Annotated in this window: 10 protein-coding genes; 3 read left to right on the top strand and 7 right to left on the bottom strand. The window is 60.9% G+C overall.

Annotated features, from left to right (window positions below; genetic code table 11):
* Positions 1-11: 11 nt before the first annotated feature.
* The 6 genes from RAH42_RS10275 to RAH42_RS10250 form a co-directional block, all read right to left on the bottom strand.
* A complete protein-coding gene (locus RAH42_RS10275; protein WP_168170081.1) occupies positions 12-176 on the bottom strand; it encodes a hypothetical protein in 165 nt (54 codons plus the stop codon).
* A 6-nt stretch (positions 177-182) separates the two neighbouring features.
* Positions 183-1517 (bottom strand): C4-dicarboxylate ABC transporter, encoded by a 1335-nt coding sequence (locus tag RAH42_RS10270; RefSeq protein WP_078016683.1) that lies wholly within the window; start codon positions 1515-1517, stop codon positions 183-185.
* 98 nt (positions 1518-1615) lie between these two features.
* Positions 1616-2176 carry a DUF6305 family protein gene (locus RAH42_RS10265; protein WP_078016682.1) on the bottom strand — a complete coding sequence of 187 codons (561 nt, stop codon included), beginning with the start codon at positions 2174-2176 and terminating at the stop codon, positions 1616-1618.
* Positions 2177-2279: 103 nt separating this feature from the next.
* Positions 2280-3881 carry a C69 family dipeptidase gene (locus RAH42_RS10260; RefSeq protein WP_317539425.1) on the bottom strand — a complete coding sequence of 534 codons (1602 nt, stop codon included), beginning with the start codon at positions 3879-3881 and terminating at the stop codon, positions 2280-2282.
* Between the two features lie 132 nt (positions 3882-4013).
* Positions 4014-5672: a C69 family dipeptidase gene (locus RAH42_RS10255; protein ID WP_078016680.1), complete on the bottom strand. Its 1659-nt coding sequence runs from the start codon at positions 5670-5672 to the stop codon at positions 4014-4016.
* A 487-nt stretch (positions 5673-6159) separates the two neighbouring features.
* Positions 6160-6525 carry an arsenate reductase family protein gene (locus RAH42_RS10250; protein ID WP_078016679.1) on the bottom strand — a complete coding sequence of 122 codons (366 nt, stop codon included), beginning with the start codon at positions 6523-6525 and terminating at the stop codon, positions 6160-6162.
* 628 nt (positions 6526-7153) lie between these two features.
* Between RAH42_RS10250 and RAH42_RS10245 the strand changes: the two genes are divergently transcribed.
* Together RAH42_RS10245 and RAH42_RS10240 are read left to right on the top strand one after the other, a co-directional pair.
* Positions 7154-9163 (top strand): transporter substrate-binding domain-containing protein, encoded by a 2010-nt coding sequence (locus tag RAH42_RS10245; protein WP_317539424.1) that lies wholly within the window; start codon positions 7154-7156, stop codon positions 9161-9163.
* Positions 9147-9833 carry a response regulator gene (locus RAH42_RS10240; protein ID WP_078016677.1) on the top strand — a complete coding sequence of 229 codons (687 nt, stop codon included), beginning with the start codon at positions 9147-9149 and terminating at the stop codon, positions 9831-9833. Before RAH42_RS10245 ends, RAH42_RS10240 begins: the two co-directional genes overlap by 17 nt.
* 221 nt (positions 9834-10054) lie before the next feature.
* On the opposite strand, the gene RAH42_RS10235 is transcribed toward RAH42_RS10240, so the two are convergent.
* Complete coding sequence (locus tag RAH42_RS10235; RefSeq protein WP_317539423.1) at positions 10055-11749, bottom strand: C69 family dipeptidase; 1695 nt, start codon at positions 11747-11749, stop codon at positions 10055-10057.
* Between the two features lie 231 nt (positions 11750-11980).
* Here RAH42_RS10235 and RAH42_RS10230 point away from each other — a divergent pair, with 231 nt between their 5' ends.
* Entirely contained in the window at positions 11981-13180 is a 1200-nt protein-coding gene (locus RAH42_RS10230; protein WP_078016675.1) for an FprA family A-type flavoprotein, read from the top strand.
* Positions 13181-13288 lie beyond the last annotated feature (108 nt).

The raw sequence follows: 13288 nt of genomic DNA, 5'->3' as shown, positions 1-13288 counted from the left end.
CGCGCCCTCCTTTACTTGAGGCGCAGAAGGCGCAGTACGAAGGGCATCATGACGATGCTGTAAAGCACGGCTTTCTGCGGATCTTTCGTCTTGACGAAGTTCATGACCACCGCCAGCAGGAAGAACGCGGCGATCCCGTAATACAGCCACATAACGATATTGTTCAGCATGATCATGATCGACTAACCTCCAATCACAGCGGCGAGCTCTTTGCTGTACACCATGCAGGCCGTGCAGACGGCGAGGATGAAGAGCATGGGGACCAGCGCGGTCTTGACGAAACCGCCCCAGTAATTTCCCTTGTAGTCAAGCTCCATGACCGCCGCGCGCCCGACCACCGCGGTGGGAGGCAGACAGTCGCCGACGGGCCACATCACCGACCAGGTGGAAAGCGACACGATCGGGTCGAGCCCGAGCATGTTGAACAGCATGATCAGCGGCACGCCGAACAGAGGCGCGACGGCGTACTGGAGCACGCCTTCGGAAAGCGGCAGGATGATCCACAGCGTGGCGAACAGCACCGTCAACGGCAGCGTCACCACCATCAGCGACAGCAGCCCGCGGGCACCGCTCAGCGCCAGCACCTGGATCAGCGTGCCGACGACGACCATCGCGCCGACCAGGCCGAGCAGGTTCTCGACCGTCTGACGGGCGACCGCGAAGATGCGCAGGCGAATGGGGCTCAGCACGATGACGGAAAGAGCCGAGATCATGAACACCAGCGGCAGGCCGAGGACGGGGAAGTTGAAGGGGAATGCGCGTCCGGCGATGACCAGACCGACCAGCACCACGAAGGGAATGACGGCTTTCTGCCAATTCCATCCGGCCGGAGCTTCGGGCAGTTCCTTCAGCGCCTGCTCCACGTCGATCGGTTTACCGCGCCCGGCCAGCCAGAAGGTGGAGAACAAAGCGCCGACGATCGACATCAGCGCCAGCGGCGCGCCGAATCCGACGTAGGGCATGTTCGCGCCGGCGGCCGCCATCATGGCCCACAGGTTGATGGGCGGACAGGCCGCGCTCATGGCCGCGAGCAGGAAGATCAGCGCCACGCGGCGGTCTTCGGAGACGCCCATGGTCATCAGCACCGAACCGACCAGAGAGCCGACCGTCAGCACCGTCGTCGCTCCCGAACCGGTGATGGCGCCGGGAACCAGCATCAGGACCGTAAGGAAGAGCAGGCAGACGAAACGGTGCGCATGGAAGCTGCGCACGATGCAGCGCACGATGTAGGCCACGCCGCCCGACTCCTTGTAGAGCATCATGAAAAACGTGGCCGTCAGGAAGGTCAGGCACACGTCGAAGTAAGTGAAGGAACCTTCGACCACGTGACGGATCATTTCCACAAAGGGAAGGGGCGAACGGGGGTCGACGCCCTTCGGAAGCAGCGCGTGCACCGCCAGCCCGACCAGGGCCGAGAGAAACATGGACAGCTCCGTGCTTATCTTCATTTTCTTGCCGATGGCGAACGCTACGACGACCGCAGCCAGCACCAGCGAAGAATGGACAAACATAGTCATTGACAAATACGTCCTTTCAACGGAAAAAATTTAAATGGAAAAGAGCGCGGAAAAATAAGGCGTTCCAGCGGCGAACAGGCTGCGGGAACGCCTTTGCCTTATTCGGCGGCCTTCAGCGCGGGGCCGATGGCCAGAGCGTCTTTGACGACGATCAGAGGTTTGTTGTGTTCCTGGGCGTACTTGGTGAAGAACCCGTCGCTGTCGCTGTCGGTGACGGCGAGGATTACATCGGCGTCCTTCATCACGGCTTCGATGGAAGCGGCGTCGGAGTTGTCGGTGCGGCGGGCCATGCCCTCGATGTGAGCGCCGATCACGGTCATGCCGAGCTTCTTGGCTTCGGCGATCAGCTCGGTGCAGCGGGCGATCTCGTTTTCAACGTTGGTGCCGGCGGCGCCCATGCCCTTCATGCTGGTGCCGGAAGTGACGATCAGCGTCTTGGCGTTGGCGGCGGCCAGCTTGTCGGCGGTGAGTTTGTTGTCGTGGTTGGCTGCGATCTTCGACTGCATGGCCGACATGTGCACCATGACGGCGCCGGGGCTCTGGCCGCAGGTGGTAACGATAAAGGGCGCGTTCAGCTTGGGCACTTCCACGGCGAACGCGAAGCTGCTCAGCACGCAGGCGGCGAGCAAGGCGACAAAAACGGCGGATAACTTTTTCATGAAAAAACCTCCAGTGAAAGATAAGAATTGATGAAGCAACTGAACGATCCAGGCCGTTTTCCCTGCGGAAGCGGCGCTGAACCGTTCAGGCGTTTCCAGACGCTTAACTCTTCTTGTTGTTGATGTACTTGGTGATCAACGTCCTGTTCAGCTGATGCCAGGCTTTTTCGGCCTTGTCCATGCAGTCGATGGTGAAATCGGTGACCCTCTTGCTGACAGCGGCGGGATCTTTTTTGTAAAGTTCGGCGCCTTCCTTGTCGATGCGGGCCGTCTCGTCGAAGAAGCTCTTTTCGAGAGGCGTGCGCACGGCTTCGAGATCGGCCATGGCCTCGGCGTAGCGTTTCAAGACGAGGTCGTCGGCGAGCATGAACGTCCACTGGGCGGATTCGGGCGTGTAGCTGTCGCGGTCGAACTGACGCCAGCTGGCCTTTGTGTCGGTCGCGCCGCAGTAGATGGGGACGTAACAGGTGGTGTGGGGCGCGTCGAAGCCGAACCACAGGATGGTGCTCAAGGGCTTGGGCATGCCGTTGCGGGCCTGGGCGACGAAGCTGTAGGCGCAGTTGATCACCGAGACCGGGCGGCTGTAGTTCATCTTCAGCAGCGCGCGCATGTCGCGGGTGGGGAACGGCGAGGCCAGAGGGCTTTTGACGAGCTTGCCGTCCTTGCGGATGAACCATTCGTCGGCGTCGTACATGTCGAATTGCGTGCCGTCGTGATGGCTGCGCAGCATTGCCTGCACGTCCTGCACGGAGAGCTTTTTGCCGGGCTTGACGGCGAAGGGATAAGACGTCGCTTCCGCCAGCGGATCCCACTCGCGGTCGGGATCGAGACGGCGGTACAGCGAGTAGAGACGGTTGCGGACCCAGTCGGACGACAGCGCCCAGCCGCCCGTGTAAGGGGCGTAGGCCTTCGCCCAGTTGAAGGGGACGCCGCTTGCGGGATCCCACCAGCCCATGTCGATGGCGAACTGGCGGTAGTCCTTGGAGGCCATGAAGTTGTCCGTGTCTTCGGGATGGACTTCCTGGATACGGGCCACGTTGCAGGTAATCAGCACCATATCGTCGGGAACGCGCTGAGCGACCCAGTACGCCCCGGGCTTGCCGCTTTCGGGCGTCCACATCATGCCGGCGGAACGGATCTCGAACAGCCAGGCTTCCTTGCCGTCGGCGATCGTCAGGCTTTCACCTTCGAAATCACAGGAGCCGAGGAATCCGTATTTTTCCGCCAGAGAACCGATCAGGGCGATGGCCTCGCGGGCGGTCTTGGTGCGCTGCAGCGCGAGGACTTCGAGCTGCTCGATCGTCAGGATGGCGCGCGCGTCGGGCCGGAACGTCTTCATTTCGACTTTCTGGGCGAATGTGCTTTCGCCGATCGCCAGGCCGTACTCGTTCATGAAGGGGTAGCCGACGTGGAAATAGCCGTAGGTTTCCGGCGCCTGGGGGATTTCGCCGATCTTCGTGATCTCGGCGGATTCGTCGTTGGTGATGTTCCAGAAAACGGGCGTCATCTCGCCGTCGGCATGCTTGCCGCCGGGGATGAAGCGCACCTGCGCGTCGTAGAACGCGCCGTCCGCGGTATGGGAAGTGATGACGGAACCGTCGGCGGAAGCTTTCGCTCCGACGACCACGTCGGTGCAGGCCGAAGCCGCTCCGGCGAGAAGCATGACGCCAAGTATGCTGGAAATGACAGTGCTCTTTGCTCGCATGGTCCTTTACCTCCTTATGATGGGTCAGACGTTCGGATTCTCCGTTTCACGAGACGAAAAGCCGGCGGGAACTTCTGCGCCGGGGCGGCAAAGTTCCGCCGGCTTTTTAACGCTGGTGCGGAAGCGAAAAAACTACTTGCTGTTGGTTGCTTTCAGGTCGCGCTCGGTCATGCCGCCGAAGTCGACCGCCTTGAGCCATTCCGTGGGATAGCCGGGGGTCTTCTGCGATCCGTCGGGCTGCATGACGCCGCCGTCGCAGTACTTGCCGATCAGCTCGAAGGCGAAATCCCACCAGCCGTCGTTGACTTCGTTCATGGCCTTGTTGGTGTAGGCCGTCAGGTATTCGACCGCCTTCTTGGGATCCTTCTTGTACAGCTCGACGGCGTGGTCTTCGATCGTCTTCTGGTCGGCGAAGAACTTGTCCTCGTAGCTGGCCTTCTTGGCGCGGATCTCGGGATAGATGGCGTCCCAGCGGATCGTCGCCCAGTTGTTGACGAGGTTGAACGCCCACCAGGCGCTGTCGCGGTCGAACACGTGACGCTTCGTCTCGCTCCACGCCTTGGGCACGGAGGTCACGCCGCAGTAGATGGGAACGTAGACGGTGGTATCGGGGGAATCCTCGCCGAACCACAGCACGCCGCCCACGGCGTCGGGCATGTCGGCGCGGCTCTGGGAGACGAAGCTGTAGGAGCAGCGGAACAGCGCGATGGGACGCTCCCAGTCGTCGCCCTTGCGGCCTTCGGGACGAACGTCCTTGGGCGTCTGCCAGCGGCTGGGGCAGCCGAAGGGGCCGGCGGCCAGGCCCTTGGTGAGGTCGTAGTCGGTGCCTTCAAGGTGATCGCTGTACACGTCCATGATGTCCTTGACGGAAAGTTTCTTGTCGGGCTTGACGGAGAAGGGGTACATCTCCCACTTGGCCAGCACGGGGAACTTCAGGGAAGGAGCGACCAGGTTCAGGGCTCTCCACTCGCGGCGTGCGGCGTAGTAGGCGTAGCCGTAGGGCTCGGGGTTGAAGATCGTGGAGAAATCGAAGGGCTCGCCCTGCTTCCACCAGCCCATGGCCTCGGGCAGCTTGGTGATGTCGGTGGAGTGCATGGTGTTCTCGGTGTCGTTCAGATCGATGACGCCGAGGCGCGAACGGTTGGCGCCGACGAACACTTCGTCGTCGGGAAGACGCTTGGCCGCCCAGTGAGCGCCGGGGGTGCCGGAATCCTTGTTCCACAGGCCGCCGCCGCAGACCTCGAAGACCCAGCATTCCTTGGGATCGCCGATGATCAGCGTCTCGCCGCCGTCGGCGTAGCCGTACTTTTCAGCCAGCTCGCCCATGACCTTGATGGCTTCGCGGGCCGTCTTGGCGCGGGCCAGTCCGAGCGCCTCGAGGTTCTCGATGTACATCAGGCCTTCGGTGGAGGCCAGTTCGTCGCGCCCGCTCCAGGTGAACTCGCCCATCATCAGCTGCTGGTCGTTCATGAAGGGGTAGCCGATCTGGAAGTAGGTGTAGGTGTGCGCGACCTGTGGGATCTCGCCGACTTTGCGCAGCGGCTTGTTGGGGCGGGTGTCGACGCACATGACGTTGTAGATGTCGACCATTTCGCCTTCTTTGTGGTCGCCGCCGGGAATGATCTTGATGCGGTTGTCGTACCAGCCGTCGCAGGTGTGGCTCACCATGACGGAGCCGTCCGCCGACGCCTTGGCGCCCACTCCCATGGGCGTGCAGGCCATCGCCGCCGCCGCCGAGAAGAGCAGGGCGGCGCTGGCGAAGGCCGCTGCCGAGAAACGTTTCATTTCCATTCCTAATGACCTCCTTGAAATCTGCCTGCCGTTTGCAGGATTTATAAGAACACTCCGCGCTGCCCCCATGGACGGCCCGGTACTGCACGATAAGGAATTTAAGAAGGAAGATCTGGCAAGAATGTGTCCAACTGAAGATGGCGCTTTGAACAAAATTTCTTTTCTCATGCCCATGAAAGAGTTGACGCAAATTCTCGATTAAAGAAACGTCCAAACCATTAAAAGTGTAACAGTTTTCCCCAGCGAGATAAAGATTTAGGAAATGATTCCGTCGTTTTGTTCTTTACGTGTGTTGTCGTCTGAAAATTATGAGTCATTGAGAGAAGCTGTCCCAAAACTACAGAACTGTCTTTCAAGATACATGATACCGCTTCGTTCCGCTTCTATGCAGTGCTGTAGCACTGCATAGAGCTCATCAAAGATATAGCAAAGAGGCCGCCTCAATTGACTTTTGAGACGGCCTCATGATTGACGCGATGCGCGTTTTTCACAGGCGCTGTTTTTTCAGGGCCTTGGCCCAGTCCGCTTCTTTGAAACCGGGCAGCACGGCTTCAGGCGTAACCAGCAGAGGACGCTTGACGAGCATCCCGTCTGTGGCCAGAAGCTCATACGCTTCCTCGTCGGACATGCCGGGCAGGCGGTCCTTGACGTTCAGCGAACGGTAGAGTATTCCGCTTGTGTTGAAAAAGCGCCGCACAGGCAGACCGCTTTTTTCGTGCCACGCGCGCAGTTCGGCGACCGTGGGGCGAGCGTCCACGATAGGGCGCTTTTCGTAGGAGACGCCGTTGTCTTTCAGCCACTGTTCGGCTTTTTTGCATGTGCTGCATCTGTCGTAACAGAGAAAAAGATTCATGCTTTTCACGCTCCGTTCCATGATCGCACCGGCGACTCAGCAGCGCGGCCGGCTTTGTCCTGAATCTACACCACACGGATACTCGTGATGGCTCATTGCAAAGTGAAGTTGAACATCTGGGAGGGTAAGAAGTAAAACAAGCCCCCTAAATAAGCGCCAATCGACACCGCCACGGAGGATGCTGCTGTGAGGCAATTCTACCACAGAAGGACGCCGAAAGGGAAAACATCTGACTTACGCTGGCCGGATACCAATTTAGGGACGTCCCAAAGACGGGTGGTCGGTCATTCAAAGAGTCAAAGAGCTCAACTGCGTCCCCAACGCGGTGCGCGATGAGATCAAACGAGGTTGTACAAGGGGACAAAACAAGATGCAAAGCTGAAACCCAGAAAAGCTACGAGAAACACCGTCGACGCTGCGGACGTCGTTGTGATTCCATGGAGAAATCCGAATTCATTGCTTTTGCCGAACGGCATCGCCTTCTTTACTCTCTGATGTTTGACCCCATTTTGCATAAGGCTCCTCTTTTTATTCGGTATGTGTTATTATTAACAAACAAGATCTTTGTCTTTTTGCGCGGATTCGCAAGATGACAATATCGATCATCCGAACGAGTGACGGTGCTGAGATGACGAGAATTTTCCGTGCGGTGTTGCGAACGACTCTGCCGCTCTTTTGTCTGATGCAGATCCTGTGGAGCGGAAAAACCGCCGCTGGGGTTGAAGCGGTGCCCGACATGGTGATCGGCGCGGGCGAAGGGCGGACAATACGCGTGCTCTGTATGGAGACGCAGCCTCCGTATCTTCAGATCGACTCTCGCGGCACAATGCGGGGCGTGTACGTCGATCTGCTCGAGCTGATCGCTCAGAAGGAGAAGATGCGCTTTCTCCTTTCGCCGCGCGGCGCGGGGGACGTGAGAAACTCCATGTACCAGATCCAGCCGGAGATCGTGCTCGGTTCGCTCTACCCGGTCGATCCCGAGCAGGAACGATTCGGGTATCTTGCCGTGCGCAATCTCGACCCGATCGATCCCGGCATGGCCGAGAACGTGGCGCGGATCCTCGAGGGCTTTCCCGAGGCGGAGCGGGATTCGCTGTGCTTCGCCCTGCCGTTCCTGTGGGAATCGTCGACCGTATTCCTGCCGAGCGGACGGACCGACGGGCTGAACGAGCTGCGCGGAAAAAGGATCTGCGTCGTTGCCGGCGCGCCGGAAGAAAAATTTTTGACGAATCTGGGCTTCAAAAAAGAGATCATGCACTGTCCGTCCGCAGCCGACGGGCTGCGCATCCTGGCGGCGGGCATGTGCGACGCCTTTGTCTGCGAGACGTTTCAGGGGCGCTATCAGCTGGAGCAGACGCGGCGTTACCGCTATGCCATCGACGCGCGCAAGCTGCCGCTGCAATCCTACGAGCGCGGTCTGGTGGTGCTGCACGGCGACGTGGCGATGACGCTCAAGATCGGACATGCGCTGGCGGAAATGAAGCTCGACGGGCGCTATAACGCCGTGATGAACAAATGGCTGGGGCAATACGATGAATTCCTGCTCAGTCCGCGGATTCTCGTGCAGGCGGGCTGTGTCGTTTTGTTGTTCGTCGGCGCGATCCTCTTCTGGAACCACGAACTGAAGCGAAAGATCCGCATCGCTTCCAACGAGCGCGACCGGATCCTCGATTTCGTCTGCGACGGGATCCTGGCCGTCGATCCCGCGGGGCGGATCACGATGCTGAACCGCATCGCCAAGCTGCTGCTGGACCTGAAGGACAGCGACGTCGGCAAGATCGCCGACGAACTGATCCCCGGGCTCGACATCCGCAGGGTGATCGACGACTGTCAGCCCGTGTACAATCTCGAGCAGAACCTGCGCGAGGCGCTGGTGTCGTGCAACAAAGTGCCGGTGTTTATCAGCGGCCGCTGCTACGGCGCCATCGTCACGCTGCGCGACCTTTCCGAGCTGCAGGCCATGGCGGAGGAGATGACGGGCGTGAAGATGTACGTGGAGTCGCTGCGCATCCACAATCACGAGTTCATGAACACGCTCCAGGCCATTTCCGGCCTGATCCAGCTGGGACAGTACGACAAGGCGGTGGCCTACATCGCCGCGGAGACCGATTCGAGCCAGTCGGCGCATTCGTTCATGACGGAGCGGATCAAAAACGCCGCCGTCTGCGGCGTGCTGATGGGCAAAGCCGGACTGTGCCGCGAGCAGGGCATCAATTTTGTTCTCGAAGCCGACAGCTCCTGCGCCGATCACAGCGCCGAGATCAGCGAGCGGTCGCTGGTGATCGTCGTCGGCAATCTGATGCAGAACGCGGTGGAAGCGCTTCAGGAAAAGGGCGTCGACGAACGTTCCGAGATCCGTTTTTCCATGTACGACGAATCGGGCTACATCTTCCTGAGCGTGCGCGACAACGCCGGGCTGATGAACGCCCGCATCGCGGAACGGCTTTTCGACAAGGGGTTCAGCACCAAGAAAAGAGGCCGCCCTTCGGGCTTTGGACTTTATACGATCAGCAATATCGTAACGTCGCTTGGCGGCGACATTTCAGTGGATTTTGCGGAGGGGGAGTACACGGATTTCACCGTGACGATCCCTCTTCCGAAGAAACAGGAGGAGCTCTCTGATGCCGGAAGCTATTGATGTGCTCATTGTCGAAGACGATCCGATGGTGGCGGCGATCCATCGCCAGTTTATCGGCGCCGTCCCGGGATTTATCGTCGCGGGAGTGGTCTCCAGCGGCAAGGACGCGCTGGAGTTTTTGCAGCGGCATCCCGTCCGCCTCGTGATCCTGGACGTCTTTTTGCCGGGCATGGACGGCGTGGCCACGCTGCAGAGGATCCGCGAGATGAACCGTACCGTCGGCGTCATCGTCGTGTCGGCGTCGCGCGACACCAACACGATCAACGCCGTGCTCAAGGCGGGGGCTTTCGATTACGTGATCAAGCCCTTCGTCTTCGAACGCATCCAGACGTCGCTGCGTTCGTTCCAGCAGCTGGAAAACCGTCTCAACCGCGGCGCCGACCAGATCGATCAGAAGGAGCTGGACAAACTGCTTCAAGTCCAGCAGAAGGATACGGCCGCCAACGATCTGCCCAAGGGGCTGAACCCGCAGACGCTGCAGCAGGTGAAGAACCTCCTCGGGCACGCCGCCTCGCCGCTGTCTTCCGTTGAAACGGCGCAGGCCCTCAAGATCTCGCGCATCACGGCGCGCCGCTATCTGGAATATCTGGTCGCCGCCGGCGAGGCGACGCTGGAGCTGGAATATCAGAAAGTCGGCCGTCCCACGAACCGTTACGCGCTGAGGAAATGAAAATCGCGGTGACGTCGCCGTGACGCGAAAGTTTTTTGTCTCATTTCCCGATTTTTGATGTTCCACGTGGAACATTCCGTGTTGGATCCCGAAAGATGCCGGGACGGCGCGACGACGAGAAAAAGAAATCAGGCGTTTTCCGTCGAAAATGGGGGAGGGCGAACGGCTGGATTTTATCCGGCTGCTCGCCCTCCCCCATTGTGTCGTCTTGTCTTGTTTCTTTACAGCGAAATGCCCGAGAACGAGCCGCTGAGCTTTTGGCCGCCCAGTTTTTTCAGGTCGCGTTCCGACGTCGCGCCGAAATCGACCCGTTCCAGCCACTCGGCAGGATAGCCGGGCGTCGTCATCGCGCCCTGAGGCGTCATCACGCCGCCGTCGTGGTACTTTCCGATCAGCTCGAAGGCGAAGCTCCACCACCCCTCGCACAGCTCGTCCATCTGCGCGCAGGTGTGTTCGGTAACGCGCCGGGCGGCTTCTTCTTCGCGGCCGCGGGAGCAGAGGTCGGCGATCTCGTTCTCGAAGCCCGTCTGCGCGGCGAAGAAACGCTCTTCGTACCGGGCGCGGCGGGCGCGGATGTCCCTGTACATGGCGTCCCATCTCAGACAGGCCCAGTTGTTGACCAGCGTAAACGCCCACCAGGCGCAGTCGCGGTCGAAGACGTGGCTCTTGCCCTCGCTCCACGGCGCGGGTACGTCCAGCGCGCCGCAGTAGACCGGCACGTAGACGGTCGTATCGGGAGAACCCAGCCCGAACCACAGCACGCCGCCCACGGGATCGGGCAGCCAGCCGCGGCACTGCGCCACGAAACTGTACGCGCAGCGGTAGATGGCGATGGAGCGCTCCCAGTCGTCGGTTTTGCGCCCTTCGGGACGGCTCGCGGCGGGCGTGAACCAGCGCACGGGGCAGCCGAAGGGGCCGGCCGCCAGTCCCTTGGTGAGGTCGTACTCGGTGCCTTCGAGATGGTCGCTGTAAACGTCTATCAGATCCCGCACGGTCAGCTTCTTGTCGGGAACGACGCTGAACGGATAGGCTTCGCGGCAGGTGACGACGGGGAACTGCTGCGACGGCGCGACGAGGTTCAGCGCGCGCCACTCGCGGCGCGAGGCGTAAAAGGCGTAGCCGTACGGTTCGGGATTGAAGATCCCGGAGAAGTCGAACGGCTCGCCCCGCTTCCACCAGCCCTGTTTTTCCGGGTACGCGGTCAGCTCCGAGCCGAGCATGAGCGCGTCGCTCTCGGCCAGTTCGATGACGCCGAGGCGCGAGCGGTTGGCGCCCACGAAAAAGCCGTCGTCGGGGATGCGCCGCGCCGCCCAGTGCGCGCCGGGACGTCCGCAGCCCGGCTCCCAGTCCGTTCCGGCGCCAACGATCTCGAAGACCCAGGCTTCGTTGGGGTCGCCGACGACCAGCGTTTCGCCGCCGTCGGCGTAGCCGTATTGTTCGGCGAACTGTCCCATCAGGCGCACGGCGTCGCGCGCGGTGGCGCAGCGGGCCAGCGCCAGCGCCTCGAGATTTTCGATGTAGAAGATGCCCTGCGGCGACGCCAGCTCTGGCCGGCCCGTCCAGGTGAACTCGCCGATGATGACCTGACGTTCGTTCATGAACGGATAGGCGATCTGGAAATAGGTGTACGTGCGCGCCGCCTGAGGCACAGAGCCAACCTTGCGCAGCGGCTCGGCGGGGTGGTTGGCGTGGCACATGACGTTGTAAATGTCGACCGTCTCGCCGGGCGCGTGGTCGCCGCCGCGGATCACGCGAAGGCGCTGGTCGTACCAGCCGTCGCAGCTGTGAGTGACCAGCACCGAACCGTCGGCGGTGGCTTGGCGTCCCGCTCCCATGGTCGTGCAGCCCCGCGCCGCGGAGGCGGACGCCAGCAACGCGCCCAGCGTCAGAAGGACGAGAAGAACGGAGAAAAACATCGCGAAAAACCTCCTTGCAAAAATGTGATCGTGTCCTGCCGATCATTATAACCTCCCGCCGTTTTTTTGCGGAAAAATTTTTGGGCCGTCCGCGGCGGGCGCGGGGAGCAAGGGCTTTCGCCCGCCTTGCATGTCCCGACTCCGGATCGTATAATGATATAGTTTTCATATATCCATCGTTTCGTGCCCACGGCGCGTCAAAGTACACTCTGGACCGGGAGGTTTTTTTTCATGTTGAAGGCGATTTCTGTCTCGGACAAAATCTGGTGGGTCGGCGTCAACGACCGCAAGACGCCGCTCTTTGAAAATCTGTGGTCGCTGCCCTACGGCGTCTCCTACAATTCCTATCTGATCGACGACGAAAAGGTGGCGCTGATCGACGGCGTCAAGGCCGAGTTCTTCGGCGAATATCTCGAGCGCATCCAGAGCATCATCGGCGCCCGTCCCGTGGACTATCTGATCGTCAACCACGTCGAACCCGACCATTCCAGCGCCATCCGCATGCTGCGCCAGGTGTACCCCAACATCGCCGTCGTCGCCGACAAGCAGGCGCTTGCCTTCATCGGTCAGTTCTACGGCCCGTCCGTGAACGCGAAAGAAGTGAAGGACGGCGAAACTCTGACGCTGGGCGCCCGCAGCCTCACTTTCGCGACGATCCCCATGGTGCACTGGCCCGAGACGATGATCTCCTTCGAGAACTCCAGCGGCATCGCCTTCACCTGCGACGCGTTCGGCAGCTACGGCGCGCTCAACGGCGGCATCTTCGGCGACGAGCTGGACATGCACGTTTATACCGGCGAGGCGCGCCGCTATTACGCCACCATCGTGGGGCGCTTCAGCGTCAACGTGCAGGCCGCCCTCAAGAAAGCCGCGGCGCTGCCGATCAAGATGATCTGCCCGTCCCACGGCCCCGTCCACCGCGGCGAAGGCGTGGAAAAAATCGTCCGCCTTTACGACGGCATGAGCCGCCAGGAGACGACGCAGAGCGCCGTGATCGTCTACGGTTCCATGTACGGCAACACCGCCCGCATGGCCGAGTGCGTCGCCGACGGCCTGTGCGGCGGCGGCGTGACGGACGTCAAAGTCTACGACGCCGGCACGGCCGACCTGAGCTGGATCATCCGCGACGCGTGGCGTAGCCGCGGCTTGGCGCTGCTGAGCTGCTGCTACAACATGGGCATGTTCCCGGCCATGATGCCCGTGGTGGAAAAGATCGACAACTGCAAGCTCAGCGGCCGCGTGCTCGCCGTCGCCGGCTGCTATTCGTGGAGCAAGGGCACCGAGCTCAAGCCGCTGCAGGCGCTGGCCGCCAAGCCCGGCTGGGATCTGATCGAGAAGGTCGTGGAAGTGAAAAGCTGCCCTACCGAAGCCGACGAAGCCGCCCTGCGCGAGGTGGGCGCGGAGATGGCGCGTCGGATTCGCGCAGAATAACGTCGGCAAGATTTTACGCGTTCCACCGTCCGGCAGGAGAGCGCAGAACTCGGGACGAAGCCTCCGCAGGATGACGGCTTCGTCCCGAGTTTCTTTGTCATTGCCAGG

Source organism: Pyramidobacter sp. YE332 (assembly GCF_033060595.1).
Classification (GTDB): Bacteria; Synergistota; Synergistia; order Synergistales; family Dethiosulfovibrionaceae; genus Pyramidobacter.
Note: the sequence above shows the minus strand (reverse complement) of the source record. Positions and strands in the feature narration are given on the sequence as shown.

Coding starts and splice junctions, on each gene's coding strand:
- RAH42_RS10255 (WP_078016680.1), bottom strand. CDS start 5,672: ATGGAAATGAAACGTTTCTCGGCAGCGGCCTTCGCCAGCGCCGCCCTG.
- RAH42_RS10235 (WP_317539423.1), bottom strand. CDS start 11,749: ATGTTTTTCTCCGTTCTTCTCGTCCTTCTGACGCTGGGCGCGTTGCTG.
- RAH42_RS10265 (WP_078016682.1), bottom strand. CDS start 2,176: ATGAAAAAGTTATCCGCCGTTTTTGTCGCCTTGCTCGCCGCCTGCGTG.
- RAH42_RS10240 (WP_078016677.1), top strand. CDS start 9,147: ATGCCGGAAGCTATTGATGTGCTCATTGTCGAAGACGATCCGATGGTG.
- RAH42_RS10270 (WP_078016683.1), bottom strand. CDS start 1,517: ATGACTATGTTTGTCCATTCTTCGCTGGTGCTGGCTGCGGTCGTCGTA.
- RAH42_RS10260 (WP_317539425.1), bottom strand. CDS start 3,881: ATGCGAGCAAAGAGCACTGTCATTTCCAGCATACTTGGCGTCATGCTT.
- RAH42_RS10230 (WP_078016675.1), top strand. CDS start 11,981: ATGTTGAAGGCGATTTCTGTCTCGGACAAAATCTGGTGGGTCGGCGTC.
- RAH42_RS10250 (WP_078016679.1), bottom strand. CDS start 6,525: ATGAATCTTTTTCTCTGTTACGACAGATGCAGCACATGCAAAAAAGCC.
- RAH42_RS10245 (WP_317539424.1), top strand. CDS start 7,154: ATGACGAGAATTTTCCGTGCGGTGTTGCGAACGACTCTGCCGCTCTTT.
- RAH42_RS10275 (WP_168170081.1), bottom strand. CDS start 176: ATGATCATGCTGAACAATATCGTTATGTGGCTGTATTACGGGATCGCC.